Annotated in this window: 29 protein-coding genes and 1 tRNA gene; 23 read left to right on the forward strand and 7 right to left on the reverse strand. The window is 70.3% G+C overall.

What is annotated here, in order from left to right; all coding sequences use genetic code 11:
* Window positions 1-83 precede the first annotated feature (83 nt).
* The 4 genes from ABZ463_RS30075 to ABZ463_RS30090 all read left to right on the forward strand — a co-directional run bounded on the left by ABZ463_RS30075 (window position 84) and on the right by ABZ463_RS30090 (window position 1,856).
* Window positions 84-566, forward strand: a complete 483-nt coding sequence (locus ABZ463_RS30075) for a CarD family transcriptional regulator (RefSeq protein ID WP_012887713.1) — start codon at window positions 84-86, stop codon at window positions 564-566.
* Between the two features lie 17 nt (window positions 567-583).
* Window positions 584-1,063, forward strand: a complete 480-nt coding sequence (gene ispF / locus ABZ463_RS30080; RefSeq protein WP_362781219.1) for a 2-C-methyl-D-erythritol 2,4-cyclodiphosphate synthase — start codon at window positions 584-586, stop codon at window positions 1,061-1,063.
* Between the two features lie 166 nt (window positions 1,064-1,229).
* The gene (locus ABZ463_RS30085; protein ID WP_352014674.1) at window positions 1,230-1,496 is read left to right on the forward strand and encodes a GlsB/YeaQ/YmgE family stress response membrane protein; all 267 of its coding nucleotides are present in this window, start codon (window positions 1,230-1,232) and stop codon (window positions 1,494-1,496) included.
* Between the two features lie 93 nt (window positions 1,497-1,589).
* Window positions 1,590-1,856 (forward strand): GlsB/YeaQ/YmgE family stress response membrane protein, encoded by a 267-nt coding sequence (locus ABZ463_RS30090; RefSeq protein ID WP_352014675.1) that lies wholly within the window; start codon window positions 1,590-1,592, stop codon window positions 1,854-1,856.
* 97 nt (window positions 1,857-1,953) lie between these two features.
* On the opposite strand, the gene ABZ463_RS30095 is transcribed toward ABZ463_RS30090, so the two are convergent.
* Window positions 1,954-3,228 carry a DUF2637 domain-containing protein gene (locus ABZ463_RS30095; protein ID WP_362781221.1) on the reverse strand — a complete coding sequence of 425 codons (1,275 nt, stop codon included), beginning with the start codon at window positions 3,226-3,228 and terminating at the stop codon, window positions 1,954-1,956.
* 67 nt (window positions 3,229-3,295) lie between these two features.
* Between ABZ463_RS30095 and ABZ463_RS30100 the strand changes: the two genes are divergently transcribed.
* The 5 genes from ABZ463_RS30100 to ABZ463_RS30120 all read left to right on the forward strand — a co-directional run bounded on the left by ABZ463_RS30100 (window position 3,296) and on the right by ABZ463_RS30120 (window position 7,698).
* Window positions 3,296-3,685: a PPOX class F420-dependent oxidoreductase gene (locus ABZ463_RS30100; RefSeq protein ID WP_352014677.1), complete on the forward strand. Its 390-nt coding sequence runs from the start codon at window positions 3,296-3,298 to the stop codon at window positions 3,683-3,685.
* Window positions 3,686-3,799: 114 nt separating this feature from the next.
* A complete protein-coding gene (gene cysS / locus ABZ463_RS30105) occupies window positions 3,800-5,197 on the forward strand; it encodes a cysteine--tRNA ligase (protein ID WP_362781224.1) in 1,398 nt (465 codons plus the stop codon).
* Between the two features lie 23 nt (window positions 5,198-5,220).
* Entirely contained in the window at window positions 5,221-6,189 is a 969-nt protein-coding gene (gene rlmB / locus ABZ463_RS30110; RefSeq protein ID WP_352014679.1) for a 23S rRNA (guanosine(2251)-2'-O)-methyltransferase RlmB, read from the forward strand.
* 158 nt (window positions 6,190-6,347) lie between these two features.
* Window positions 6,348-6,420: transfer RNA gene (locus tag ABZ463_RS30115), tRNA-Thr, on the forward strand.
* Between the two features lie 978 nt (window positions 6,421-7,398).
* Window positions 7,399-7,698: a hypothetical protein gene (locus ABZ463_RS30120; protein ID WP_362781226.1), complete on the forward strand. Its 300-nt coding sequence runs from the start codon at window positions 7,399-7,401 to the stop codon at window positions 7,696-7,698.
* A 206-nt stretch (window positions 7,699-7,904) separates the two neighbouring features.
* Here the strand turns inward: ABZ463_RS30120 and ABZ463_RS30125 are convergent, their stop codons facing one another.
* From ABZ463_RS30125 to ABZ463_RS30140, 4 genes are all read right to left on the reverse strand, one after another.
* On the reverse strand, window positions 7,905-8,369 hold the full coding sequence (locus ABZ463_RS30125) for a hypothetical protein (protein WP_362781228.1): 465 nt from the start codon (window positions 8,367-8,369) through the stop codon (window positions 7,905-7,907).
* A gap of 106 nt (window positions 8,370-8,475) precedes the next feature.
* Window positions 8,476-8,913, reverse strand: a complete 438-nt coding sequence (locus ABZ463_RS30130) for a MarR family winged helix-turn-helix transcriptional regulator (RefSeq protein ID WP_352014682.1) — start codon at window positions 8,911-8,913, stop codon at window positions 8,476-8,478.
* 151 nt (window positions 8,914-9,064) lie between these two features.
* Window positions 9,065-9,886 (reverse strand): protein phosphatase 2C domain-containing protein, encoded by an 822-nt coding sequence (locus ABZ463_RS30135; protein WP_362781230.1) that lies wholly within the window; start codon window positions 9,884-9,886, stop codon window positions 9,065-9,067.
* Window positions 9,887-10,035: 149 nt separating this feature from the next.
* Window positions 10,036-10,755: a DUF2306 domain-containing protein gene (locus tag ABZ463_RS30140; protein ID WP_352014684.1), complete on the reverse strand. Its 720-nt coding sequence runs from the start codon at window positions 10,753-10,755 to the stop codon at window positions 10,036-10,038.
* A 117-nt stretch (window positions 10,756-10,872) separates the two neighbouring features.
* Here ABZ463_RS30140 and ABZ463_RS30145 point away from each other — a divergent pair, with 117 nt between their 5' ends.
* A complete protein-coding gene (locus tag ABZ463_RS30145) occupies window positions 10,873-11,613 on the forward strand; it encodes a TetR/AcrR family transcriptional regulator (protein ID WP_362781232.1) in 741 nt (246 codons plus the stop codon).
* Between the two features lie 6 nt (window positions 11,614-11,619).
* Here ABZ463_RS30145 and ABZ463_RS30150 read toward each other — a convergent pair whose 3' ends face one another.
* Window positions 11,620-12,495 (reverse strand): pyridoxal-phosphate dependent enzyme, encoded by an 876-nt coding sequence (locus ABZ463_RS30150; protein WP_362781234.1) that lies wholly within the window; start codon window positions 12,493-12,495, stop codon window positions 11,620-11,622.
* 311 nt (window positions 12,496-12,806) lie between these two features.
* Here ABZ463_RS30150 and kynU point away from each other — a divergent pair, with 311 nt between their 5' ends.
* The 4 genes from kynU (at window position 12,807) to ABZ463_RS30170 (ending at window position 16,767) form a co-directional block, all read left to right on the forward strand.
* Window positions 12,807-14,090, forward strand: a complete 1,284-nt coding sequence (gene kynU, locus ABZ463_RS30155) for a kynureninase (protein ID WP_352014687.1) — start codon at window positions 12,807-12,809, stop codon at window positions 14,088-14,090.
* Window positions 14,087-15,400 carry an NAD(P)/FAD-dependent oxidoreductase gene (locus ABZ463_RS30160; protein ID WP_352014688.1) on the forward strand — a complete coding sequence of 438 codons (1,314 nt, stop codon included), beginning with the start codon at window positions 14,087-14,089 and terminating at the stop codon, window positions 15,398-15,400. The genes kynU and ABZ463_RS30160 overlap by 4 nt, the downstream gene beginning before the upstream one ends.
* Window positions 15,401-15,440: 40 nt before the next feature.
* Window positions 15,441-16,139 (forward strand): alpha/beta hydrolase, encoded by a 699-nt coding sequence (locus ABZ463_RS30165; RefSeq protein ID WP_352014689.1) that lies wholly within the window; start codon window positions 15,441-15,443, stop codon window positions 16,137-16,139.
* A gap of 82 nt (window positions 16,140-16,221) precedes the next feature.
* Complete coding sequence (locus ABZ463_RS30170) at window positions 16,222-16,767, forward strand: hypothetical protein (RefSeq protein WP_352014690.1); 546 nt, start codon at window positions 16,222-16,224, stop codon at window positions 16,765-16,767.
* Here ABZ463_RS30170 and ABZ463_RS30175 read toward each other — a convergent pair.
* A complete protein-coding gene (locus ABZ463_RS30175; protein WP_352014691.1) occupies window positions 16,761-16,931 on the reverse strand; it encodes a hypothetical protein in 171 nt (56 codons plus the stop codon). The genes ABZ463_RS30170 and ABZ463_RS30175 overlap by 7 nt on opposite strands.
* 177 nt (window positions 16,932-17,108) lie before the next feature.
* On the opposite strand from ABZ463_RS30175, the gene ABZ463_RS30180 reads away from it, so the two are divergent.
* From ABZ463_RS30180 to ABZ463_RS30220, 9 genes are all read left to right on the forward strand, one after another.
* Complete coding sequence (locus ABZ463_RS30180; RefSeq protein WP_362781238.1) at window positions 17,109-17,654, forward strand: flavoprotein; 546 nt, start codon at window positions 17,109-17,111, stop codon at window positions 17,652-17,654.
* 210 nt (window positions 17,655-17,864) lie between these two features.
* Window positions 17,865-19,808 (forward strand): glycosyltransferase family A protein, encoded by a 1,944-nt coding sequence (locus ABZ463_RS30185; RefSeq protein WP_352014693.1) that lies wholly within the window; start codon window positions 17,865-17,867, stop codon window positions 19,806-19,808.
* 69 nt (window positions 19,809-19,877) lie between these two features.
* On the forward strand, window positions 19,878-20,918 hold the full coding sequence (locus ABZ463_RS30190) for an energy-coupling factor ABC transporter permease (protein WP_362781240.1): 1,041 nt from the start codon (window positions 19,878-19,880) through the stop codon (window positions 20,916-20,918).
* Complete coding sequence (gene cbiQ, locus ABZ463_RS30195) at window positions 20,918-21,691, forward strand: cobalt ECF transporter T component CbiQ (protein WP_362781242.1); 774 nt, start codon at window positions 20,918-20,920, stop codon at window positions 21,689-21,691. The genes ABZ463_RS30190 and cbiQ overlap by 1 nt, the downstream gene beginning before the upstream one ends.
* Complete coding sequence (locus ABZ463_RS30200) at window positions 21,691-22,440, forward strand: ABC transporter ATP-binding protein (RefSeq protein ID WP_352014696.1); 750 nt, start codon at window positions 21,691-21,693, stop codon at window positions 22,438-22,440. Before cbiQ ends, ABZ463_RS30200 begins: the two co-directional genes overlap by 1 nt.
* A 261-nt stretch (window positions 22,441-22,701) precedes the next feature.
* Window positions 22,702-23,040, forward strand: coding sequence for an STAS domain-containing protein (locus ABZ463_RS30205; RefSeq protein WP_352014697.1), 339 nt, complete (start codon window positions 22,702-22,704; stop codon window positions 23,038-23,040).
* A gap of 56 nt (window positions 23,041-23,096) precedes the next feature.
* The gene (locus ABZ463_RS30210; RefSeq protein ID WP_352014698.1) at window positions 23,097-23,870 is read left to right on the forward strand and encodes an SDR family NAD(P)-dependent oxidoreductase; all 774 of its coding nucleotides are present in this window, start codon (window positions 23,097-23,099) and stop codon (window positions 23,868-23,870) included.
* A 24-nt stretch (window positions 23,871-23,894) separates the two neighbouring features.
* Complete coding sequence (locus ABZ463_RS30215; protein ID WP_352014699.1) at window positions 23,895-24,659, forward strand: crotonase/enoyl-CoA hydratase family protein; 765 nt, start codon at window positions 23,895-23,897, stop codon at window positions 24,657-24,659.
* Window positions 24,660-24,770: 111 nt separating this feature from the next.
* Window positions 24,771-25,406 carry a rhomboid family intramembrane serine protease gene (locus ABZ463_RS30220; RefSeq protein WP_352014700.1) on the forward strand — a complete coding sequence of 212 codons (636 nt, stop codon included), beginning with the start codon at window positions 24,771-24,773 and terminating at the stop codon, window positions 25,404-25,406.
* Window positions 25,407-25,442 lie beyond the last annotated feature (36 nt).

A 25,442-nucleotide genomic window follows, 5' to 3' on the forward strand; every position in this document is an offset into this window, starting at 1 on the left:
ACCTGCAGTTATGGTGATTTCACTGTTCCGGGAGGCTGTGGATACGTGGTACTCTTGAGTACAGCGGAAGGGGTACTTGTCACATGACTTTCCAGGTCGGCGACACTGTCGTCTACCCCCACCACGGGGCTGCTCGGATCGAGGCCATCACGACCCGAACCATCAAGGGTGAGGAAAGGACCTACCTGGTTCTCAAGGTCGACAAGGGCGACCTTACCGTCCAGGTGCCGGCTGACAACGCCGAACTCGTCGGTGTTCGCGATGTCGTCGGCCAGGAGGGCCTTGAGCGCGTCTTCGACGTGCTTCGCATGCCTCACACCGAAGAGCCCACCAACTGGTCCCGCCGCTACAAGGCCAACCTGGAGAAGTTGGCGTCCGGTGACGTCAACAAGGTGGCCGAGGTCGTTCGCGACCTGTGGCGGCGTGACAAGGAGCGCGGGCTCTCCGCAGGAGAGAAGCGTATGCTCGCCAAGGCGAGGCAGATCCTGGTAAGCGAGCTCGCGCTCGCCGAGAAGACCAACGAAGACAAGGCCGAGGCCCTGCTCGACGAGGTTCTCAACTCCTGAACACAACATTTCCACGGGTGGGCGTCGGAGTCGACGTCCACCCGTTCGCATCGGGCCGCGAGTTGCACCTCGCGGGACTTCACTGGCCGGGCGAAACCGGTCTGGCCGGGCACTCGGACGGCGACGCCGCGGCTCACGCCGCCTGCGACGCGTTGCTGTCGGCCGCGGGCCTGGGCGACATCGGCGGTCTCTTCGGCACCGCGGATCCTCGCTGGGCGGGCGCCTCCGGCGTCGCCCTCCTTCAGGAGACCGCGAGGCAGGTGCGCGCGGCGGGCTTCGAGATCGGCAACGTGGCCGTCCAGATCGTGGGGAACCGTCCCAAGCTGGCGCCACGCCGTACGGAGGCTGAGAGGGCGCTCAGCGCCGCCGTGGGGGCACCGGTGAGCGTCAGCGCCACCACCACCGACGGTCTCGGGCTGACGGGGCGTGGCGAGGGCGTCGCGGCCATCGCGACCGCGATAGTGGTCAACCACTCTCCGGAGCCGGGCGTCTCCTGATACGGAGCGCGAAAGCGTTCCGGCGGGTGGCGCGTGAAGACCCGTCGCCGCATTCGAGGTGGCCCGTTTACTGGCGCGGTACGGGCCACCTTCTTTTCCGGAATGATCGGCGAATGTCCTGGGTAACCCCTTATTAACCATGTCTCGTCATCGGGGGGAGCCGGACATGATTGGCTCGATCATCGCCGCGATCGTCATTGGTGCCATCATCGGTGCCCTCGCCCGTCTGATAGTTCCCGGGCGGCAGAACCTGTCGATAGGTCTGACGCTCATCGTGGGTATCGTCGCGGCACTCATCGGCACCGCCATCGCGGCGGCGCTCGGACTGACCCACACCAGGGGCATCAACTGGTGGGAGCACATCATCCAGCTCGCGCTCGCGGTGATCGGAGTGCTGCTGGTGGTTCAGATGCAGGCGAGGAAGACGCACTGAGCCGGAATTTTGCCGTTCCCAGGAATATCCGTGACGTAGGGGGTAGCCGATCTCCCGTGAGCGTGAAGGTCACCTCACTGGGAGGTTCACGATATGACCATCGCATCCATTCTCGGGGCCATCGTCATCGGCGCCGTCGTCGGCGCCCTGGGTCGTCTCCTGCTTCCCGGTAGACAGCCGATCGGATGGGTCCTGACCGTCGTGGTCGGCATCGTCGCCGCGCTGATCGGCACAGCCATCGCCCAGGTGCTCGGGGTGGCGACCACGAACGGGATCGACTGGATCGAACTCGTCATGCAGGTCGTCCTCGCCGCCGTAGGCGTCGGCCTGGTCGCGAGCATGAGGCGATCCAGGGTCTGACCCGCGCGGGGACGACACCGTCCGCGTCAACGCGGCCCCCAGACCGGGCCGGCTCCTCCAAGGCCCCGGAGCCGGCCCGATTCGCCTGTTCCCGAAGCTATTCCTGCGGGGGGACGGGAGTGCTGCGCATCCGCCCGGAGGGCGGCGCGGCGCTCTCCTCGCCGGGCACGACCTCCAGGTCGGGCATCGTGGTGTCCAGGTCGTCGTCATCGACGACGGTCGCACGCCGCCTCCTGGCGCCGCCGGGCTCATCCGGTTCGTCGGTCGCCGCGGCCATCGGCTGGGTGTCCTCGCCCGGATCCTCGTCGCCGGGCCGCTCGTCCTCCTCTGTGGCCTTTCCTGTGGCCTTCCCCGTGGTCTCCTCCGGAGCCTTCTCGGAAGCCTTCTCCGGGGCCTGGCCGGGGTGCTCGGCCTCCCAGGTCTCGACCCGCTCGCTGACCCGCCCCTCGGGCTCCTCCTGTACGGCGGAGCGCGGCGGGTGGACGAGCTGGTCGCCGGGGTGAGGCCGTACCAGATCGCCCCAGCGGAGCGGCCTGTCCGGGTCGGCCTCCGCGCGGGGGGCGGGAACCGGATCGGGGGTCTCCGGCGCGGTGGGGACCTCGGGAGTCTCCGGGGCGGCCGTCGGGCCGACGACCGGGTCGGAGGCGGGAGGCGCGGCGGACGGGGTGTGGTGCGGCGCCGGATCAAGAGGGGGAGCGGCCTGCGGGTCGAGCACCACCTCGGAAGGCCGGTGGTGCACCGGCTCCTCGTGCCACCCCGGGTGGTCCCGATGCTCCGGCCGGGCGAGTGGGACGGGGTACTCGGCGGTCGGCAGGTCTCCGTCGGGGAAGGGCACGATGTCGCCGGCACCGCTCTCCGGCGTCGTGTCCACGGCGTTCGCCGCCGCCCGTCTGGCCGCCGCGTGGTTGATCAGCAGCAGCCAGAGCCACAGGGCGAGCAACAGCGCCACCCAGGGGAAGACGGCCACGACCACCGCGGCACGCCGTACGTCGACCGTGGCCCGTACGGCGGTGGCCGTCTCGGCCGCGACCGCGCCCGCGAAGAGCAGGACCAGGACCGCGCCCGCCTGCAGCCGGATCGGCCAGCGCGCGCCCCGCAGCAGGGGCAGGGCGATCAGCGCGACGGCCAGCAGCGCGTCGAAGGCGGCGGGATAGAGGTAGGCGAGGTCCGCGGGGGCCTCACCGGTGATCGCGAGGGCCCGCAGGTCCTCGAAGGAGAGCACACACGCCGCCGCGGCGAGCGCGGCGACACCGACACCGACCAGGGCGATCCCGGTACGGCGCAGCGCGACGGCGGTCCTGCTCGGCTGGGCGGGCGGGATCGAGGACGGGCGGGAGGCGGGGCCTGCCGCCGCGGGGGATTTCACGTCCATGGCGCTCCGAGCCTACAGAATCGACACCTGGCATGATCTGTGCATCGAAGCACGACAAGGAGGAAAGTTGTCCGAACTATCCGATGGCGTGCGGGCGCTCTTCGACGCGGCGAACTTCGCCACCGTGACGAGTCTGAACGAGGACGGCAGCCCGCAGGCCAGCGTGATCTGGGTGAAGACCGACGGTGACGACATCGTGTTCTCCACGGTCAGGGGGCGGCGCAAGGACCGTAACTTCGCCCGCGACCCCAGGACCGCCGTCGTGGTGATCGACCACGCCAACCCCTACCGCTACGCGGAGGTGCGCGGGAGGGTCACGGTGACGGAGGACCCGACGGGCTCTCTCATCCAGGAGCTGGCGCACAAATACACCGGCAAGGCCTGGGAGGAATCTCGTCCTGACACGCAGCGGCTGATCGTCCGAGTGATCCCGGAAAAGGTGCATCTGCACGGGTGACCGGGGAATGCGTGGGGCGACATTCGCCCTCGTTGCCATAAAAAGTGCCGTCGCCAAGCCCCAACGTCTCGTAACACGGCTTGTGAGGTGAGGTAAGGCGTTAGCCTTTCCTCCGTGAGCCTGCACCTATACGACACCAGCGCACGTACGGTCCGCGAGTTCGTTCCGGTCGAATCCGGCCGGGCGTCGATCTACCTGTGTGGTGCCACCGTGCAGGCTCCTCCGCACATCGGGCACATCCGCTCCGGCGTCAACTTCGACGTGCTGCGCCGGTGGATGATCCGGTCGGGGTACGACGTCACGTTCTGCCGCAACGTCACCGACATCGATGACAAGATCATCAGGGTCGCGGCGGCCGAGGGCGTGCCGTGGTTCGTCGTCGCCGAGCGCAACCAGCGCGCCTTCACCTGGGCCTACCAGGTGCTGGGCTGCCTGCCGCCGACCGTCGAGCCCAGGGCGACCGGCCACGTGCCGGAGATGATCGAGCTGATGGAGCGGCTCATCGCCGCCGGTCACGCCTACGCCTCGAACGGAGACGTCTACTTCGACGTCGTCTCCTACGCCGACCGGTACGGCTCGCTGTCCAACCAGCGCCTGGAGAACATGTGGGCGGCCGGTGACACCGACACCGACTCCGCCAAGCGCGACCCGCGCGACTTCGCGCTGTGGAAGGGCGAGAAGCCCGGCGAGCCGACCTGGCCGACCCCCTGGGGGCGCGGCCGTCCCGGCTGGCACCTGGAGTGCTCCGCCATGGCGACCAAGTATCTCGGCCCGACCTTCGACATCCACGGCGGCGGCGTCGACCTGATCTTCCCGCACCACGAGAACGAGCTGACCCAGTCGCAGGCGGCCGGGGACGGCTTCGCCCGCTACTGGATGCACAACGGGATGCTCAAGATCGGCGCGGAGAAGATGAGCAAGTCGCTCGGCAACTCCCTGCTGATCCCCGAGGTGACCAAGAAGGTCCGCCCGGTCGAGCTGCGTTACTACCTGGCCGCCCCGCACTACCGTTCCGCGATCGAATACTCCGAGGAGGCGCTGGCCGAGGCCGCCGCCGCCTATCAGCGCATCGAGGGGTTCGTCACCAGGGCGGCCGAGGTGATCCACGACGTGGACGCCCACGCGCCGCTGCCCCAGGCGTTCGCCGACGCGCTCGACGACGACCTGGGCACCCCGCAGGCGCTGGCGGTCGTGCACGAGGTGGTCAAGGAGGGCAACGTCGCCCTGGCCCAGGGCAACAAGGAGCAGGTGGCCAGGCTCCTGGCCGAGACGCAGAACATGCTCGACGTGCTCGGTCTCGACCCGCGCTCCGAGCAGTGGCGCTCCTCCGGCGACGACTCCGGCCTGCGTACGACCGTGGACGCGCTGGTCAGGGTGGCCCTTGAGCAGCGTCAGGCGGCCAGGGCCCGTAAGGACTTCGTGGCGGCCGACGGCATCCGTGACCAGTTGGCCCAGGCGGGCATTCTCGTCGAGGACACCCCCCAGGGACCGCGCTGGGAACTTTCCCGGTAGGCGCAGGCCATACCCTAGACACCATGGCTGCTGGCGGTAGAGGGTCCGGACGACCCGCGAAGAAGAAGAGTCCGACCAAGGGCACGGGCGGTAACAAGCGCCGAAGCCTTGAGGGCAAGGGGGCGACCCCGCCGGCGCACATGAGGCACTGGCACAAGGACAAGGCCAGGGCCGAGCGGGTCGAGCGGGAGGAGCGCACCGGCAGGACCACCTCCCAGCGCCCGCAGACGCGTGCCAGGCGCAGCGAGGACGCTCCCGAGTACATCGGCGGGCGCAACCCCGTCCTGGAGGCGCTACGCGCTGGTGTGCCCGCCTCCGCCATGTATGTCGCCCTGCGCATCGACAACGACGACCGCGTCAAGGAGGCCGTACGGCTCGCCGCCGAGCGGGGCATCGCGCTGCTTGAGGTCGGCAGGGAGAAGCTGGACCGGCTCACCGAAGGCGGCATCCACCAGGGCGTCGCCCTGCAGATCCCGCCGTACGAGTACGCCCACCCCGACGACCTCGTGCGCATCGCCCAGGAGGCCGGGGAGGTTCCGCTGATCGTCGCGCTCGACGGTGTCACCGACCCGCGTAACCTCGGCGCCATCGCCCGTTCGGCCACCGCCTTCGGCGCCCACGGCCTGCTGGTTCCCTCCCGCCGCTCGGCCGGGGTCACCGGAGGGGCCTGGAAGACCTCGGCGGGCACGCTGGCCACCCTGACCGTCGCCCGGGCCTCCAACCTGACCTCCGCTCTGCGGGAGTACCGCGAGGCGGGCCTGTTCGTCGTCGGCCTCGACGGCGAGGGCAGCGTTGACCTGGAGAAGGCCAACCTCCTCGACGGTCCCCTGGTCGTCGTGGTCGGCTCGGAGGGCAAGGGCCTGTCCCGCCTGGTCGCCGAGTCCTGCGACCTGGTGGTGCGCATTCCCATGCACGCCGCCGCCGAGTCGCTCAACGCGGGTGTCGCCGCGGGCATCGCCCTGTACGAGGTGGCCCGCCACCGCCGCCGCTGACCTTTCCCGGCGGGGTGGCGTCCGCCCGTCCTGTACCGCTCCGGCTGTCTCTTGGCCGTCGCAGTCTCGCGGCGGCCCGGCTGTACGGAAATCGGCGTTTCGGGGGCTCCGTCGGTGACGTCCACGGTGCGGGCCGACTACACTCATCAGTTGACCATGCCGACGTAGCTCAATCGGCAGAGCAACAGTCTTGTAAACTGTAGGTCAGGGGTTCGATTCCCCTCGTCGGCTCGTGAAGCAAAGGCCCAGGTCAGGGGCATGCCCCTGACCTGGGCCTTTGTCATTTCTGGTTCTTCCCTCGGCTGTGTGTCACCTACGTGCCCCTAGCTCTCGATCTTCGTTTTCCGTCTCACCTGTTCTCGTACGGCTCGGCGAGCTCCGAAGCCGGAGGGAAGCGCCCATGCGACGACCGGTCCAATACAGGAGGATCGTGAACATGGTCCAGGATCCCGACGGTCTTGGCGAGGGGATCACCTGTCGTTCCGGAGTGTCCGGCGCCTTTGACCTGGTACGGATTCTGTGGATCGGCTCGTCCTTCACCGCCGTGTCACGTGTTTGACTTAGTTGCTGCTTCGCCTGTCTCCTTGGCCACGGCCTTTCGACGTCTGCGCTCGGTGAGGACCGCGCCGAAGCCGCTGATCCAACCCAACAACACCGTGTAGCCGATGACGCTCTGCCAGTTGAAGACTGTGTCCAGGGGCCAAAGGTCGTGGTTGTGGAACCAAAGAGCGAGGAGGCTTGCGAGGAAACCTCCCACGGCTCCTTGCAAGAGGCCACGAAGGCCTACCCGCCATAAGGGTGCCTGCCCGCCCTGCATGTTCAGCCTTTTCTGTCTCCGACAGAGAACCTGCCTTGTAATGATCACGCTACCCAAGCCGGGGTCATACGTGACCTCGGCAGGCCGCGTACCAAGACTTTGTAACCTCAGTCAGGGTTCGGTTCCCTTGTAGGCCCCCAGGTATCCGAGGCTCTTTCTTTTTCCCGAAACCGCCGTGATGGGGAGGCGCGGGGTTACTCGTCCGCGCCGATGAAGGGACCCGCCCACACCGGTTGTGGACCGGGCCGAGTGGAGGAGGCGGGGGTGGCCTGAAGGGTCGTGTGGGCGGAGGTGGCGGCGCCCTTACCGAAACACTGGGCGATCGATCGACTACTTTTGATCATGGCTGGTTATGTTCCGTGAGGTCATCCACCTCACGGAAGGACCATCCCGTGCGCCTGACCCGCCCTCTGTTCACCACCGCCCTGGCCACCGTCGTCGCCGCCACGGCCGTGGTCGTGGTTCCGTCCGGCTCGGCCTGGGCGGCGAAGGGCACGCTGTGGATCAACGGCCGTCGCCACCACAACCCCAGCGGCTGCTACACCGTCATGGGGCGGCTCTCGGCGACCAACCGGACCAACACGGCGGCCATCCTCTACAGAGGAGACAGGTGCAACAGCCGGATACTCGGCGCTCTCGGGCCCGAGCAGCGCAACACGTGGGAGTTCATCGGCAGCGTCTCCATCCAGTAGCCGGGAGTCGGTGACGCGTGCCGTAGCCGCCGTTCGGTCAGCGTGCGGGGCGGCCCGGCCGGCGGGAACCACACCGGTTCCACTTCCGGAGCCTTCGGCGTATCGGGCGGGCTCGGGGGCGGAGGCTCCGGTCACGCCTGGCCTGGGGAGGGACTCGTCAGGATGGCTCCTTCCTGCCCGGCGCGGGATGCCGAGAGGCGCACAGCTCATGCTTCGGATCCGGGGCGGACGATCATCATGATCACGACGACCGCCCAGATCAGGTTGTACAGCCCGGCGAGCATGGACAGCCTGCGCAGTGGTGCGGCCGGGCCGGGGGTGTCGAGTGCCGCACGTTGGCGCGGGACGATCTGGGTGACCAGCAGGCCCGCCGCTCCTGCGGTGAGGACCATCGACAGGATGATCCAGATCTCTCCCGTCCGGCCCTGCACGGCCGCGAGGACGAGACCGGCCACGGGAACGGCGAGAGCGGCCACGGCGTAGCCCCGGGTGATGCGGTGCATCGCGGTCGCGACAGCGGGACTGCGTTCTCCCTGGTCGGATGGGGCGTCTGGGGGAACGGCCGCGGCGAGAGGCGCGTAGCGGGGGAACAGGCTCGTCGCGACGGCGGAGCCGCCGACGAACACGATGGCGGCCAGGACATGTACCACCAGCAGGAGGTCTTCCAGCACGGATGTCTCCCTTCGACCTTCAGGTTGGCTGAAGCCTAGACCATGCTTCAGTCAGCCTGAAAGATGGGGTTCGCAGACGTACGGCGGTCAGGCCGCCGAGGAGGGATCAGCCGGCGGTACGGAAGGCGGCCCGGATGGCCTCGCCCACCCGTCGGCGCGTCGGATCGGAGTCCGGGCCGAACAGGTGCTCGTCCACCTGGTCTGCCGCTTCCTGTGCCGCTCGTAGCAGGCGCGCGCCCTCGGCTGTCACCTCGATGACCGACGCGGAGCCGGCGCGGGCACTGCTGTCGCGCACCAGTCCCGCTCGTTCCAGCGTCTTCACCGCCGTGTGCACGCTCTGCACGGTGATCCCCGACATGCGTGCCAGGTCGCTGAACGACACCCCGGGCACGGCCTTGATGTGCGCCAGCAGCCCCAGCCTGCTCACCGTCAGATCCAACGGCGCCAGAGCCCTGTTCAGCTCCGCCTCGACCTGGTGCGCCAACGTCAGGACCACGATCGAGACGTTGGTCACGGGCGGCGCGGGACGGGAGGTCTCAGACACCGTTCCAGTGTCCCCGGTCGGGCAGGCACTTCGCACGGACATGGGGACACCGCCACCGTGTCGGAACGGCCTGGCCGCGGGCCGTCGTGGGCGAAGGGCCGAGGACACCGGGACGTCTCGATCGAGCCGCGATCCGGCCGAAGGGGAGGGCTCACCGGAACGTCCAGAGGGCGGCGGTGGCGTCGTCGTGGGTTTTGTGGCGGGGCCGGTTCGAGCCGTACGGGTCGTCGTGTTCGGCGGCGCGGACCTGGGCGATCAGTCCTTGCGGGCCGTCGCGGGTGAGGAGGTCGAGGAGCTGTCGCCAGGTGGCCAGGCCGAAGAGGTCGGTCAGGCGGGAGGCGCCGTCGCTGAGCAGGGCCGCGGACCGTACCCGTTCGGCGGGGACGGATCCGGTCAGGGAGCGTGCGGCGGCGAGGGGGTCGGCCGAGGCGACCCAGAAGCCGCCCTCACGGTTGCGGTGGCAGCGCATGATCTCGATGTAGCGGCGTAGCGCCTCGGAGTGTTCGGGGGTTCCGTTCGTCAGGGCGTCCAGTTCGGTCCGGTGGAGCACGCCGGTCCGTTCGAGCCGGTCGTCGCTGAGCACGGTCGGCTCCGCCGTACCGGTGTCGATGATGATCACGGAGTCGGCCAGCACCAGCCATTCCAGGGTGTCGTCCGTACGGCGCAGCATCGCGACCGTGGCCGAGGGGGTGCCGGGGTGGGACAGGTCGCAGGTGAAGTCGTGCAGCGAGACGACGGTCTTGATCGACCTGGTGAGCAGTTCGGCCAGGGGAGCGGCGCTCTGGGTCACCTCGGCCAGCAGGGTGGAGCCGAGCGTGCGGGCGTACCAGGCGACCCCGTGTGAGCAGCCGGACTCCATGCCGCTCGGGACGCCCGCCCCGTCCAGGAGAACCACCGCGCCGGAGGTGACCCCGACGAAGTCCTCGTTGGGGCGGTCCGGGGAGGCGGGGTCGGTGGCGAGGGTGAGCCGCATGTCCGTCGTCCTCGTGTCGTGGTCGGATGGAGGCGTACTCGACGCCGGATGGCATGCCCGCGAATAGCGGGAAATATGCGGTTTTGGGGTTCGGGGTAGTCGTGAGGCGAACGCCCCGGAACCGGCTGCGGTGGTTCCGGGGTTCGGGGTCAGGTCGCGAGTGCGGTGCGGCGGCCACGGCGGGCCACCTCGCGCTCCAGATACCACTCCACGATCAGCAGCGGGACCGTCCAGCCGAGCCAGCCGGACAGGCCGGAGATCGTCCACGCCATCAGGTCGGGGTCGCCGTGGAAGACGGTGTCCTGCAGTGGGGGCAGGACGATGATCAGAATCGCGGTCCACACCCGGTTGGTGATGATGGAGTAGGTCAGCACGGTGCTGCGCAGCATCCAGCGCCGGTGACCGGCGTACCGGCGGGCGCGGGCGGCGCGCCAGCCCGCCACGGTGAAGGTGAGCCACAGCAGGGCGAGGAGCACGTCGCTGACCGCGAGGAACAGCCCGAACGGGGAGCGCGCCCCGATGACCAGGCCGGTCAGCCCGGCCGGTAACACTCCGGCGAACACGTAGGCCCGTCCGGCGCGCCGGTGCCACACCGGGTGCCGCCTGCGAAACCACGGCCACACCTGGAAGAACGCGGTGACCATGGCGATCGTGGCGAACAGCACGTGTGCCACGAGCAGCGGGTAGTGCAGGCCGAACCCCTCCGGCTGCGGCACCCGGGACTGCGACGGGTCACCGGTCAGGTACGGCGGCAGCGAGAACGCGAGGAACCCGGCCATGACCAGGCCGAGGGGCGCCGTCCAGGGGCGTCTCCACCACGGACGGCGGCGGGCCGGTGCCGGTTGGGGGCTGTCGATCGTCGTGTGCATGACGACTCCAAGGGGGTTGAGTGGGATGCGTATGACATACGCTCATTGCGTACTCTATACGCAATGCGTATGTCCTACGCAAGGCGTATGAGATACGCAAACTGATAGGCTCCTGGAATGCGGGACGACACCGGAAACGAGCTGCCGCACGCGCTGAACGTGCTGTGGGGGCGGGCCAAGCCGAAGGGGCGGGGACGCGCGCCCGCGCTCAGCCTGGAGCGGATCGTGGCGGCGGCCGTCGCCCTCGCCGACGAGGAGGGGCTGGCCGCGCTGTCCATGGCCCGGCTCGCCGAACGGCTCGGCTGCGCGCCCATGTCGCTGTACCGGCATGTGGCGGGCAAGGACGACCTGCAGCTGTTCATGCTGGACGCCGCCCCCGGGCCGCCGCCGGAGTTCGACACGGCACCGGCCGACTGGCGCGGCTCACTCACCCGGTGGGCCGTCGAGCTGTTCGGCGTCTACGCGCGGCATCCGTGGATCGTCCAGCTGGTGAACTCCCCGCCTGCCGATCCCGGCCAGCTCGCCTGGCTGGAGGCCGCACTGCGCACCCTCGGCGGCACACCGCTGGACCTGCGGACCCGGATCTCGGTGGTCATGCTGGTGACGCACTACGTGCGTGGCGCGGCCCAGCTCCTGACGTCCATGGCCGCAGAACCGGGGGAGGGGGCCGACGAGGCGTACGCCGTCCTGCTCACCGAGCTGGTCGACCCCGGCCGGTTCCCCGCGCTGGCCGGCGCCGTGCGGGCCGGGGTGTTCGCCCCCAACCCGGGGGCCGGGCCGGACGACGACTTCCGCGCCGGCCTGAACCACCTGCTCGACGGGGTGGGGGTGGCGATCGAACGCGCCGCCCGGAGCTGAGCCGGGTCAGCCGGGGGGAGGGGTCATGGGGCCGGTGATGACGGCGACGAGCACCGTGCCGGGCGGGAAGGCGCCGTCCCCGGTCATCGTGAAGATCGCCCGCATCATCTTGGCCACGTATATCCGGTCCAGGCGCAGGCCGTGCCGGGCGGTGAAGTCGGTGACGAACGCGTCGAGGGCGGCGTCGCTCCTGGCGTAGCCGCCCGAGTGGAAGTCGAGGGCGATCGACCAGTTGCCGGAGGCGTGGCCGTACGCCTCGGTCTGCAGGCGGGTGACCTCCTCGGTGAGGAACCCTCCGCCGCGCAGCACCGAGACGCCGAGCGCCCGCCGTCCGGGCTCCAGGCCTGCGGCGATGCCCGCGAGCGTGCCGCCGGTGCCGACCGGGCAGCAGACGACGTCGTACGGCACGGCGATCTCCCCGGGCAGTTCGGCACAGCCGTGTACGGCCCGCGCGTTGCTGCCGCCTTCGGGCAGCAGGTAGAACCGGCCGAACCGTTCCCGCAGCGTCTCGACCACGGGGGCGGTGTGCTTGGCCCGGTAGGTGGTGCGGTCGAGGTAGGTCAGCCGCATCCCACGCCCGACGGCGAAGGCCAGGACCTCGTTGAGCGGCAGGTGCTCCTCCCCGCGCACGACCCCGACGGTCCGGAACCCGAAGCGGGCACCGGCCGCGGCGACGGCCCGCAGGTGGTTGGAGTAGGCGCCCCCGAAGGTCAGCAGCGTGTCGTGTCCCAGTTCGGCGGCCCGTGTCAGGTTGTATCGGAGCTTGCGCCACTTGTTGCCCGGAAGATCGGGGTGGATGAGATCATCACGTTTGAGGAGCAGCCGTACACCGGCCCCGGCGAGGCGGGGGTCGCACAGCTCGGTGAGGGGCGAGGGAGCCACGGGCGCGACCCCGGAGGCCGTCGGGAGATCGGTTCCGGAGACGGTCGCGGGGGTGATCCCGGAGGAGGCCGTGGGAGGGGGCGGAGGGAGGGACGGCCTTGGGCGGATCACCGCATCAGGATGCCATCTCGTACGGTGCCCTTCCATTCGGAAGGTGAAAGCCGCAATGTAAGCACCAATCAGCACCTATATCCAGATACACCCGTTGATATGGCATTCCTTTGCTCCGCTGTACGCCGTCATCATGGGGGAACCAGCGGCCCGCACCTCGCCGCGGCCGGTTCGTAGCCCACGTGTGAAGAGAGAGACGTATGACCCACTCGTTGAGAACCGGCCTGTCGATCCAGGAGATGCAGGAGGAGGCGCTGCGGCGCGACGCGGAGGATCCCGGCAACCGGGACCTCTTCCTCGTCCCGCCGGCGGAGGGCGGGGACTACCCGGAGAGCGCCTACCTGGCGGGCAACTCGCTCGGCCTGCAGCCGAGGGCGACCAGGACGGAGCTGCTCGCCGACCTGGAGGCCTGGGCGAGACTCGGCGTCGAGGGTCACATGGAGGCCGAGCGCCCCTGGCTGCCCTACCACGAGCTGCTCACCGAGCCCGCCGCCCGTCTGGTCGGCGCGCTGCCCGAGGAGACCGTGGTGATGAACTCGCTGACGGTCAACCTGCACCTGCTGATGGTGTCGTTCTACCGGCCCGGGGGGCGGCGCACCAAGATCGTCATCGAGGACACGGCCTTCCCCTCGGACAGTTACGCGGTGCGCAGCCAGGCCCGTTTCCACGGCCTCGACCCGGAGACCACGGTGGTACGGCTCCGCGACGGGCGGCAGGTCCTCGACTTCCTGGCCCGGGAGGGCGAGACGGTCGCGCTGGTGATGCTCGGCGGGGTGAACTACCTGACCGGCGAGCTGATGGACATCCCCGCGATCACCGCGGCCGGGCATGCGGCCGGGGCGGTCGTGGGCTGGGACCTGGCGCACGCCGCCGGGAACGTTCCGCTGAGCCTGCACGAGTGGGGACCGGACTTCGCCGCCTGGTGCTCCTACAAGTACCTCAACTCCGGGCCCGGCGCCCTCGGCGGCGTCTTCGTCCACCAGCGGCACCTGGGCGACCCCACGCTGCCGCGCTTCGAGGGCTGGTGGAGCACCGAGCAGGAGACCCGCTTCCAGATGGCCCCGGTCTCCCGGCCGCCCGCGACCGCCGACGCCTGGCAGATCTCCAACCCGCCGATCTACGCCATGGGCCCGGTGCGCACCTCGCTCGAACTGTTCGACCAGGTCGGGATGGCCGAGCTGCGGGCCCGGAGCGTGCGGCTCACCGGATACCTGGAGAGCCTGCTCGACGTGGTCGTCCCCTCCCGGCCGCTCAGCGTGGTCACCCCGCGGGAGCCGGGGCGCCGGGGCTGCCAGCTCTCCCTGCGGATCGGGAGCGGCAGCGCCGCGGAGCTGGCCTGGCGGCTGCGCCGGGAGCACGGGGTCGTCACCGACGCCCGTGAGCCGGACATCGTCCGGATGGCGCCGACCCCGCTCTACTCGACCTACCACGACTGCTGGCGCGCCGCCGTCGCGCTGGCCGACTGTGTCCAGGAGGAGTCGTGACCGTTGCCGTCGTCGGCGCCGGGCTCACCGGCTGCCTGCTCGCCTGCTATCTGGCCCGTCGCGGCCTCGACGTGACCGTCTACGAGCGCCGCCCCGACCCGCGTACCGGTAAACCGGAGCGCGGCCGGTCGATCAACCTGGCCATCTCCGAGCGCGGCCGGGACGCCCTGCGCAGGATCGGCCTTGAGGAGCGGGTCATGGCCGACGCGCTGCCGATGCGCGGCCGGATGATCCACCCGGTGAGCGGCCCGCTCGACTTCCAGCCCTACAGCCACGACGGCGAGATGGCGATCAACTCGATCAGCCGGGGAGCGCTCAACAACACGCTGCTGGACGCCGCGGAGGCCGCCCCCGGGGTGAAGGTCTTCTTCGGCCACCGGCTGACCGGGCTCGACCCGGCGACCGGGGCGATGACCTTCGAGACGGCCGACGGGCCGGTCGAGACGGTCGCCGACGTCGTGCTCGGCGCGGACGGGGCGGGCTCCGCCGTACGGGGGCAGCTGCTCGCGCACCGGGACATCGAGGAGAGCCTGGACTTCCTCGACTACGGCTACAAGGAGCTGACGATCCCCGCGGTCGACGGGGAGTTCGCGCTGGACCCGGGCGCGCTGCACATCTGGCCGCGCGGCACGTCCATGATGATCGCGCTGCCCAACCCCGACCGGTCCTTCACCTGCACGATGTTCTGGCCGACCGGCGGCACCGGGAGCTTCGCCTCGCTGAGCAGCCCGGCGGCCGTCGAACGCCACTTCCGCGCCAACTACCCGGACGTGGTGCCGCTGGCGCCGACCCTGGTCGACGACTACACGCACAACCCGGTCGGCCTGCTCGGCACGGTCCGCTGCGCGCCCTGGCAGTCGGACGGCAGGGTCGGCCTGATCGGTGACGCGGCGCACGCGATCGTGCCGTTCTACGGCCAGGGAGCCAACTGCGGCTTCGAGGACGTGGTCGTGCTCGACCAGTGTCTCGACGAGACCGGCGGTTCCTGGTCCAGCGCCCTGCCGCTGTTCGAGCGGCGGCGAAAGGAGAACGCCGACGCGATCGCCGAGATGGCCCTGGACAACTTCATCGAGATGCGCGACAAGGTCGCCTCTCCGGTGTTCCGGCTGGTCAAGGGGGTCGAGCACCGGCTGGAGCGGGCGCTGCCCGGCCGCTATGTGTCCCGGTACGAGCTGGTCTCCTTCTCCACGGTGCCCTACGCCCAGGTCAGGCGCCGGGTGCGCGCCCAGCAGCGGCTGCTCGCCGGGGCGGCGGCCGTACTGGCCGGGGCGGTCGTCGCGGGCCTGGCCGGGCTCAGGCGCAGGTCGTGAGGCCGTCATGAGGCCGTCGTGAGGTCGTCGTGAGGTCGTCGTGAGCGAGGACAGGTCGGTCCTCGGGAGGCACGCGCCCGGTCCTGACGAGACCGTCGCGTACGGCCCGGCTCCCGACCAGGTGAGCGACCTGTGGCACGGGCCGGGGCCGACGGTCGCGCTGGTCCACGGCGGGTTCTGGCGTCCCGAGTACGACCGGGTCCACCTGCGTCCGATGGCGAACGCGCTGCGCGAGGCGGGCTGGAACGTCGCCGCGGTCGAGTACCGCCGCGAGCCGGGCCGTCCGGACGCGGCGGTCGAGGACGTCCGTGCCGCGCTCGCCGCGCTCGGTCCCGCGTCCGGTCCCATGGTGGTCGCCGGTCACTCGGCAGGCGGCCACCTGGCCCTGCTCGCGAGCCCGGGGGAGGCCGCGGTCCTCGCCCTGGCCCCGGTGGCCGACCTGCGGCTCGCGCACCGGCTCGACCTCGACGAGGGCGCGGTCGCCGACTTCCTCGGCCGTCCGCCGGACGAGCGCCCCGACCTCGATCCGGTACGGCTGCGCCCCGGCGCCGGGCGGGTGACGCTCGTGCACGGCACCGACGACGAGCGCGTGCCCGTCGAGGTCTCCGAGTCCTACGTCGCCGCCCACCCCGAGGCCTCGCTGGTACGGATTCCCGGCGCCGGGCATTTTGTGGTTATTGACCCGGAAAGTGAGGCTTGGCCGGTTGTTCTGAGGGAATTGGCGGCCCTCGCCCGTTAACACGATGGTTTTTTGGTGGTTCTCCGGGTTACTGGGGGTTCGATCAGTACGGTGATCTCAGCCCCCAAAGGAGAAACCGCATATGACCTCTCCAACCTCGCAGGAACTGAGAAAGCTCCAGGAACCCGCGTACTGGCTCGTCTTCGCGTTGCCCTGGCCCGACTCCCGGCAGGACGCCGCGACCGCGGAGGCCGCCTACGTCGTCGCGCCGCCGCTCGTCCCCAGGAGCCAGGTCTCGGAGAACGCGGAAGGGGTCTTCGCGGTGGCCCACTTCCACGTCAAGGAGAACCCCGGCCGCAGAGGTGTCTGGTTCAGCGACCTCACCCGGTGGCTGGCCGAACGGGACAACAGCTGGCAGGGGGTCGAGGTGGACTGGGAGGCGGCGCTGCGCGAGATCCAGGAGCTGCCGACGTTCGGCATGTTCCTGGAGGTCAGCAGGCGCGGCTACCTGTTCCTGCTGGACGGCTCACCGGAGGGGGCGACGGTGACCTACCCCGGAGGGGAGCGGGAGCACCTGACCGCGCGGGAGCGTGAGGCGGTGCACGCCGACTTCGAGAACAAGATCACACGTGACTGGGCGAGGTACATCGAGGAGATGGCCGCCCGGGGGATGATCCACCTTCACTGACCCCGCGGGCGGCGCGGCGTGGACCCGAGGCCCCGGCTCCCCTCGCCGGAGTCGGGGCCGGTCCTTCGGCCGGCCGCGAGGCGCTCGGCCTCGACGTGCAACGCCTCGACGAGGAGCAGCTCCAGAAGGAGGTCCGCGTCCACAAGATCGTCGAGTGTTGCCATGTGCCCTCCTGTTGGAAAAGACGTCCCACGGGCCACACGGGTTTCTTCTCATAACGGAACGGCATGGAAATTCCCGGGCAAGTCACACGGAAACATACGGATTTTTCGTGATTTTGGGTGAGATGTCGATAGCCGTCCCGGCTCCAAGGCTGTTTCCGGGTGTCCGAGACTTGTTCCATGAACCGTCCCCCGGCGCCCAAGGGCGTCCTCTATGTGATCGTCTGCGCGGCCGGAGCGGCCCCCACGGCACAGGACCTGGTCGCGGCGGCCCTCGATGAGGGATGGGAGGTCCAGGTCGTCGCCACCCCCTCGGCGCTGGGCTTCTTCGACGTCGCCGCCTTCGAGGAGCTGACCGGGCGTCCCGTCAAGAGTCGCTACCGCAGGCCGGACGAGCCCAAGCCGCCCAGGGCCGACGCGATCGTCGTGGCCCCGGCCACCTACAACACCGTCAACAAGTTCGCCCAGGGGATCGCCGACACCTACGCGCTCGGCCTGCTCGCCGAGGCCCCCGGCCTGGGCATCCCGGTGGTCGTCGTGCCCTTCGTCAACGCGGCCCTCGCCTCCCGCCTGCCGTTCCTGCGCGGTGTCGAGACGCTGCGCGCCGAGGGGGTGCGCGTGCTCCTCGACCCGGCGAACGAGGCCTGGAACGGCTCCAAGCCGTGGCGGACGGCGCTGGCGGCGGTCGAGGAACTCGGGAGGCTCCGGCGCGACGACACAGGGTGACGGGCCGGAGGTACCAAAGGGCGACAAGGCGACAAGACGCGCGAAACGCCAAGCCGTGCGAAGCCGTAAGAAAAAGGGGGTTTTCACCAGGCGCGGCGAGGCCGGGCGAAGGCGGAGAGGGCCAAGAAACCGGATCCGCCCCACACGCGCGGCCCATCGTCACATACTGGAACGCTGCGTGACGTTGAGTAACCGACGGGGGGCACAGCGGTGACGGGGACGATCATTCGAGCGGTCCGTGCGGGAAGCGGTGAGCGGGCGGCCGGAGACGAGGCCGCGGGGCCCGGGCGCTGGGCCGCGCGGGAGGAGACGCAGCACCCCGACATCGACGTCAGCGTCATCGTCCCGGTCCACAACTGCCGCCCCTATCTCGACAGGTGCCTGACCTCGCTGCTGGTGCAGCGGGTCAACAGGGAGATCATCGTCGTCGACGACGGCTCGACCGACGGCGGCGCCGAACTGCTCGACCTCTACGCCGCCCACCACCGGGGGGTCGTGCGGGTCGTCCGCGTGGAGCGCTCCGGCGGCGCGGGCCGTCCCCGCAACGTCGGCCTGGCCCTGGCCAGGGGCAAGTACGTGTTCTTCTGCGACGCCGACGACTACCTCGGCCCCGAGGCGCTCGAACGGATGCTCGCGATGGCCGAGCGCAACGGCTCGGACATGGTGCTCGGAAAGATCGTCGGGCACGACCGCAGGGCCCCCGTCTCGATGTTCCGGGAGAACGCCGAGCGGGTCACGCTGGAGGAGAGCCGCGTCTACAACAGCCTGAGCTGCTTCAAGCTCTTCCGCAGGGAGATGATCGAGCGGTACGGCATCCGCTTCGACGAGACGCTGCTGGTCGGGGAGGACGTGTTCTTCACCACCCACGCCTACTGCCACGCGGAGGTGATCTCCGTCGTCGCCGACTACGACTGCTACCACCTGGTCGCCAGGCCGGACGGCAGCAGCATCATGCAGCAGCCGGGCAGCCGCGACCCGGTCGCCTGGATTCGGATGATCAAGAAGTCGGTCGAGTTGATGGTCGGCCACGTGCGTCCCGGGGCGCTGCGCGACCACCTGCTCGGGCGGCACTTCAGGATGGATGCGCTGAGCAACCTCGGCAGGCCCTTCCTCGACGCCGGGGAGGAGACGCGCAGGCAGATCGCCGCCGAGGTCGCCGACATGTGCGAGCGGTGGCTGACCGACGGCGTCCGCGAACGCCTCAACCCCATCGACCGGGGCCGCGTCGCCGCCCTCCAGGACGTCGACCGCCTGGTACGGCTCGCGCACATCGAGTCGGCCGTGGTTCGCAGGCGGCTGACCGGCCTGGACTGGGACCCGCGGGACGGGCTGGTCGTCACGGGCCGGGTCGCGCTGGACGCCCTCGAACGGGACGGGGGCCCCGACCTCGTCGCGGGCGGCCTCGACCTGGTGCTGCGGCTGCGCGGCGGCGCGGTGGAGGGCGACCGTGGGCGCCCGGTCGAGCGGGTGTTCCCGGTCGGCGGCGACCACGAGGGCTTCAGCGCCGTCGTGGACGTCACCACGCTGTCCTCCGGGGTCTGGGACGTCTATCTGAACGTCGAGTGCGAGGGCGTCACCCGTCTGGTACGGCTCGGCGCCGACCGGGACGAGCCGGTCACCCGGCCCGCCCCCCGGATGATCGGCGGTGTCGTCGCCCTGCCGTACTTCACCAGGTCGCACGGCAACCTCAGCCTCGACGTCGGCGGACACGTGGTGCGGGTGCCGGGCCGCGTCCGGCTGACCGGGACCCGTTGGACGGCCGGGAACCGGCTGGCGCTCGACGGGCGGGTCAGCGTCGGCTCGGCGGCGCCGGGGACGCGGGCCGTACGGCACCTGGTGTGGCGGGAGCGGTGGTCGGGGAAGGAGTGGCGCGAGCCGGTCGAGGTCGAGGAGGGGGGGACGTTCGCCATGCGGCAGGCACTCGGCAGACTGGGACCCGGCACCTGGGACGCCTACCTGGAACTCGACCTGGGCGGACCGCCCGCGCGGTTCAGGGTCGAGGCGCCCGCCGAGATCGTCGCGCCGCCGCGCACCTGGTGGCGCGGGCTGGTCAGACGCAGCGTCAGGCCCTACGCGACCACGGGCAAGGGGCGGCTGAGCGCGGTCGTGCGGACGTTCACCCCGAGGTCGTTCGCCCGCCGCGTCCTCCGCTAATGCCACTCTCTTGCAAGTGCAAGCCCATGGCTTAAAGTAAGGAGGATTTCGCATCCCCGGAGGCTTGCCGTGCACGTACCCGATGGCTTCTTCAACGCAGCCGTGTCGATTTCGGCCGGGGCCGTCGCGGCCGTCGGCGTGGGGATCTGTCTGCGGGGGGCTCGTAAGGAGCTCGACGACAAGACCGCGCCCATGGCGGGTCTGGTCGCCGCCTTCATCTTCGCCGTCCAGATGCTCAACTTCCCGGTCGCGGCGGGCACCAGCGGGCACCTGCTCGGCGGCACGCTCGCGGCGATACTCGTCGGGCCGTACACGGCGGTGTTGTGCGTGGCCGTCGTCCTGCTGGTACAGGGTTTCTTCTTCGCCGACGGCGGCCTGACCGCGCTCGGGGTGAACATCACCCTCATGGGCATCGTCGCCGTCCTGGCGGGCTGGGCCGTCTTCCGCCTGGTCACGAGCAGGGCGCGCGGGAGGGGCACGGTGGTCGCGGGCGCCTTCGTCGCGGCGCTGGTCTCGGTGCCGGTCTCGGCGATCTCCTTCGCGCTGCTGTTCTGGATCGGCGGCACCGCGCCCATCGAGGTCGGCACGGTCGCCATGGCCATGGGCGGCGTGCACGTGCTCATCGGCATCGGCGAGGGTCTGATCACCGCGGTCACCGTCAGCACCGTGCTCGCGGTCAGGCCCGACCTGGTCTACGGCGCGCGCGGGCTGGCCGCGCCCCTGGTGCTCAGGGGCGCCGACGGCGCGGCCACCACGGTGGACACGGCCCCGAAGGCGGCGGCCCCGCGCCGCATCGGCTGGTTCCTGCCCGCGGGCGTCCTGGTCGCGGCGCTGCTGGCGGGGATCGTCAGCTTCTACGCCTCCTCCTCGCCCGACGGCCTTGAGCGGGTCGCAGAGGACAAGGGCTTCAGCGGCCAGGCCGGGGACCACGCCCTCGGTGACCAGCCGCTGGCCGACTACGGCGAGGTCGGCGGCATCCCGGTCGGCGTCGCCGGCCTGGTCGGCGTCGGAGTGACCCTCGCCGTCGGCGGCGGCCTGTTCTTCGCGGTACGGCGCCGCAACCAGGGCGAGCCCCGTGACGACTCGGCGAAGGACGAGGTCACCGCGTAGTGGGGGCGGGCCACAGCCACCAGCTCTACCGGCCGGGGGACACCCTCGTCCACCGGCTGCCACCCCAGTGCAAGCTGGCGGCGGTCGCGGCCTTCGCGCTGGTGGTCGTGGCGACCCCGCGTGAGTGGCTGTGGGCCTTCGGGATCTACGCGGTCCTGCTCGGCGTGGTCGCGTCCGCCGCCCGGGTCCCGCCGGGCTTCGTGCTGCGGCGGATGATGATCGAGCTGCCGTTCGTGGTGTTCGCGGTGGCGCTGCCGTTCATCGGGTTCGGCGAACGGGTGCCGTTCCTGGGGGTCACGCTCAGCGTCGAGGGGCTCTGGGCGGCCTGGAACATCCTGGCCAAGGCCACGCTCGGGGTGGTCGCCAGCGTGCTGCTGGCGGCGACGACCGAACCGAGACTGATGCTGCTCGGCGCCCAGCGGCTGCGGCTGCCGCCGCTGCTGGTGCAGATCGCCATGTTCATGCTCCGCTACATGGACGTGATCGTGGACGAGATGCGCCGGATGCGGGTGGCCAGGGAGTCGCGGGGCTTCACGGCCAGGGACGTCCGGCACATCCCGGCGGTCGCCAAATCGGCGGGGGCGCTGTTCATCCGCTCCTACGAGCGCGGGGAACGGGTGCACCTGGCGATGCTCAGCCGGGGCTACACCGGTTCGATGCCGGTCATCCAGGACCTGTCCGCCTCCTCGCGTCAGTGGCTCACGGCGGGTATGTTGCCGGGCGCGGCGCTCGTGGTGCTGCTCGGCACGACACTCGTGAACGGAGGCCTGTGATGACCGCCTCGCTGGAGGTGCGCCGCCTGGCGTACGCCTATCCGGACGGCACCCAGGCGTTGTTCGGCGTCGACTTCGAGATCGCGCGCGGGGAGCGGGTCGCGTTGCTCGGCCCGAACGGCGCGGGCAAGACCACGCTGGTGATGCACCTCAACGGCATCCTGACCCCGGGGCACGGCACGGTGACGGTCGCCGGGCTGCCGGTCGGCAAGGAGTCGCTCAAGGAGATCCGCAGGCGGGTCGGGCTCGTCTTCCAGGACCCCGACGACCAGCTGTTCATGCCGACGGTGCGGGAGGACGTCGCCTTCGGCCCGGCCAACCTCGGCCTCAGGGGGCCGGAGCTACGGCGCCGGGTCGAGGAGGCCCTCGACCGCGTCGGCATGCTGGAGGCGATCGACAGGCCGCCGCACCACCTGTCCTTCGGTCAGCGCCGCCGGGTCGCGGTGGCGACCGTGCTCGCGATGGAGCCGGAGATCCTGGTGCTGGACGAGCCGTCGTCGAACCTGGACCCGGCCTCAAGGCGCGAGCTGGCCGAGATCCTCAGGGGGCTGGACGTGACCGTGCTGATGGTCACCCACGACCTGCCGTACGCCCTGGAGCTGTGTGAACGGGCGCTCGTCCTGTCCGGCGGCGTGATCGCCGCCGACGGGCCGACCGCGAAGATCCTCGCCGACTCCGACCTGCTCGCCGCCCACCGTCTCGAACTGCCGTACGGCTTCGCCCTCCCGCGAGCGGAGCATTCTCCATGATCGTCGACATGTGTATCGATTCGCTGTGATAGCGGTTTATATGATCTTTGTCCCACGTTATTCGTGATTTTTCCGGTATAAATCGGCGGGGGCGCCGTGGCTGGGCCGTGGCTCCATTGACGGGGAAGCGGAACGGGGTGAGGGTGATGTGTGGCGTTTGCGGTTCTTCCTCCGCCCGGTGCGAATGATCATAGAGTCGCGGGACCTCACATACGGTGATGGCGAAGTAAAGTGGGTCTGCCTCATGGGCGAGGAGGACTGATGAAGCTACGGCTGGCTCGCCGCGCCGTCGGTGACGCCGTGGTGGTGGCCGTCGAGGGCGAACTCGATCTGTTCACCGCCCCCTTTCTGCGAGACGAGGTTCGCGATGCGATCAAGCTCGACGGGTCCCGGCTGATCCTCGACCTCACCGCGCTGTCGTTCATGGACTCAAGCGGCCTGTCCGTGCTCATCGAGGCCTGGCGACTGGCCACGGGCGAGGGGGGCGGCGTCAGCCTCGCGGCCCCGCAGGCGCCGGTGGCCAGGATTCTGCGCACCACCGGCCTCGACCGCCGCATCAAGGTCTATCCCGACGTGGTCACCGCGGTCGGCGAGGGCTGAGATCCAACGGGCACCCCTGATAGAACTTCATTCGGTATCCGCGTTAGAGTCCGCTCATGGACCTGAACGGAGCAGCAGCAGTCATCTCGGGCGGTGCCAGCGGCCTCGGTGAGGCCACGGCCCGTCATCTCGCCGCGCACGGCGCCACCGTGGTCGTCGCCGACCTCAACGAGGAGCGCGGCAAGCTCGTCGCCGAGGAGATCGGCGGAGTCTTCGTCAAGACCGACGTCTCCGACGAGCAGCAGGTGCAGGCGGCGGTCGACGCGGCGGTCGCGACCGGCAGGCCGCTGCGCGTCGTGGTCAACAGCGCGGGCATCGGCTGGGCGGGCCGTACGGTCAACCGGGACGGCTCACCGCACGACCTGGCCTCCTACCGCAAGGTCATCGAGGTCAACCTGATCGGCACCTTCAACCTCCTGCGCATCGGCGCCGCCGCCATCGCCAAGACCGACCCGGTCGACGAGGACGGCCAGCGCGGCGTGATCGTCAACACCGCCTCCGTCGCGGCCCTCGAAGGCCAGACGGGCCAGGTGGCCTACTCGGCCTCCAAGGGCGGCATCGTCGGCATGACCCTGCCCGCCGCGCGCGACCTGTCGCCCGTCGGCATCCGCGTCAACACGATCTGCCCCGGCATCATCGACACCCCGATCTACGCCTTCAACGACAACGCCGAGGAGTTCAAGGCCAGGCTCGTGGCCCCCGTCGTCTTCCCCAAGCGCATGGGCAGACCGGAGGAGTTCGCCCACCTGGTGCGCTCCCTGATCGAGAACGACTACATGAACGCCGAGACCGTCCGGTTCGACGGCGGCATCCGTTTCCAGCCCAAGTAGTTCCCGGCCCAGAGGAGTCAACCGGTGTCTGATGAGGTACTCGCCGAGGTCGGCGACGGCGTCGCGGTCATCACGATCAACCGCCCCCAGGCCAGGAACGCGATCAACGGCGCGGTCGCCAGGGGGATCGCCGCGGTGCTCGACGAGTTCGAGGAACGCGCGGACGTCTCGGTCTACGTGCTGACCGGGGCGGGCGGCACCTTCTGCGCGGGCATGGACCTGAAGGGCTTCCTCAAGGGAGACCTGCCCTTCCTTGAGGGCAGGGGCTTCGGCGGCATCGTCGAGGCGCCGCCGAGGAAGCCGATCGTCGCCGCAGTCGAGGGCTACGCCCTGGCCGGAGGCTTCGAGCTCGCGCTGGCCTGCGACATCATCGTGGCCTCGGAGAAGGCCGTCTTCGGCCTGCCCGAGCCCAAGCGTGGCCTGGTCGCGGCGGCCGGGGGCGTGATGCGGCTGCCGCGGCGCATCCCCTACCACGTCGCGATGGAGATCGCCCTGACCGGTGACCACTTCCCCGCCGCACGGCTGAGCGAGGTCGGCCTGGTCAACCACGTCACGCCCGAGGGCGAGGCGCTGACCAGGGCGGTCGAGCTGGCCGGGCGGATCGCGGCCAACGCCCCGCTGTCGCTCGCCGCGACCAAGCGGGTGATCGTCGAGTCCGCCGACTGGAGCGCGGGGGAGATGTTCGCCAGGCAGGCGGAGATCATCGACCCGGTGTTCGCGTCGAAGGACGCACAGGAGGGCGCGGCGGCCTTCGCCGAGAAGCGCGCCCCGGTCTGGAAGGGCGAGTAGTCCCGTTCGAGGCGCCGGGCACGGCCGTACGGGTCGCGCCCGGCGCACTTCCCGCCTGGAATGCGTACGGTGGAAGGGCGTGGCGACCGCTCCCGAAGGCCAGGAGAGTGCATGGACGACCGATTTCCCCCGGCGGAACGCCCGGCCGGTGAGCGGCTCAGACGCGGGGCGGGTGAGCTGGCGGCGGGCGCGGCCGGAGCCGCGATCCTCGTCATCCTCCTGGTCGGCGGCATGTGGGCGATCGAGGTCGCCGACTACGTCCTGCCCGGGGAGTTCGACGCCTACGGCATCAGGTCGTGGGACGTCGAGGGGCTGGGCGGCATCCTCCTGGCGCCGTTCCTGCACGCGGGTTTCGGCCACCTCATGGCCAACTCGCTGCCCCTGCTGATCCTCGGCTTCCTCGCCGCGCTGCGCGGGATCGGCAGGTTCCTGCTCGCCAGCCTGATCATCATCGTGGTCAGCGGCCTCGGGGTCTGGTTCACCAGCTCGCCGTACGTGGTCACGGTCGGGGCGAGCGGGCTCGTCTTCGGCTACTTCGGCTTCGTGGTGGCCAGGGGCCTGTTCGACCGGAGCGTCCTCGACATCGTCATCGCGGTCGGCGTCGCCGTGGCGTACTACTCGATCATCTGGGGCGTGCTGCCGGGGGAGGCGGGCATCTCCTGGCAGGGGCACCTGTTCGGGCTGGTCGGCGGCGTCCTGGCGGCCTGGGCACTGCGCCGCAGACGGCGGACGCTGCCCGCCTACTGACCGCTGGGCCTCAGCCGGTGCCAGGAACGCCGTGGA

Source organism: Streptosporangium sp. NPDC020145 (genome assembly GCF_040631275.1).
Lineage (GTDB): Bacteria > Actinomycetota > Actinomycetes > Streptosporangiales > Streptosporangiaceae > Streptosporangium.

Coding starts and splice junctions, on each gene's coding strand:
- ABZ463_RS30085 (WP_352014674.1), top strand. CDS start 1,230: ATGATTGGCTCGATCATCGCCGCGATCGTCATTGGTGCCATCATCGGT.
- ABZ463_RS30180 (WP_362781238.1), top strand. CDS start 17,109: ATGAACCGTCCCCCGGCGCCCAAGGGCGTCCTCTATGTGATCGTCTGC.
- ABZ463_RS30075 (WP_012887713.1), top strand. CDS start 84: ATGACTTTCCAGGTCGGCGACACTGTCGTCTACCCCCACCACGGGGCT.
- ABZ463_RS30140 (WP_352014684.1), bottom strand. CDS start 10,755: ATGCACACGACGATCGACAGCCCCCAACCGGCACCGGCCCGCCGCCGT.
- ABZ463_RS30090 (WP_352014675.1), top strand. CDS start 1,590: ATGACCATCGCATCCATTCTCGGGGCCATCGTCATCGGCGCCGTCGTC.
- ABZ463_RS30200 (WP_352014696.1), top strand. CDS start 21,691: ATGACCGCCTCGCTGGAGGTGCGCCGCCTGGCGTACGCCTATCCGGAC.
- ABZ463_RS30145 (WP_362781232.1), top strand. CDS start 10,873: ATGCGGGACGACACCGGAAACGAGCTGCCGCACGCGCTGAACGTGCTG.
- ABZ463_RS30220 (WP_352014700.1), top strand. CDS start 24,771: ATGGACGACCGATTTCCCCCGGCGGAACGCCCGGCCGGTGAGCGGCTC.
- kynU (WP_352014687.1), top strand. CDS start 12,807: ATGACCCACTCGTTGAGAACCGGCCTGTCGATCCAGGAGATGCAGGAG.
- ABZ463_RS30175 (WP_352014691.1), bottom strand. CDS start 16,931: ATGGCAACACTCGACGATCTTGTGGACGCGGACCTCCTTCTGGAGCTG.
- ABZ463_RS30135 (WP_362781230.1), bottom strand. CDS start 9,886: ATGCGGCTCACCCTCGCCACCGACCCCGCCTCCCCGGACCGCCCCAAC.
- ABZ463_RS30210 (WP_352014698.1), top strand. CDS start 23,097: ATGGACCTGAACGGAGCAGCAGCAGTCATCTCGGGCGGTGCCAGCGGC.
- ABZ463_RS30205 (WP_352014697.1), top strand. CDS start 22,702: ATGAAGCTACGGCTGGCTCGCCGCGCCGTCGGTGACGCCGTGGTGGTG.
- ABZ463_RS30170 (WP_352014690.1), top strand. CDS start 16,222: ATGACCTCTCCAACCTCGCAGGAACTGAGAAAGCTCCAGGAACCCGCG.
- rlmB (WP_352014679.1), top strand. CDS start 5,221: ATGGCTGCTGGCGGTAGAGGGTCCGGACGACCCGCGAAGAAGAAGAGT.
- ABZ463_RS30095 (WP_362781221.1), bottom strand. CDS start 3,228: ATGGACGTGAAATCCCCCGCGGCGGCAGGCCCCGCCTCCCGCCCGTCC.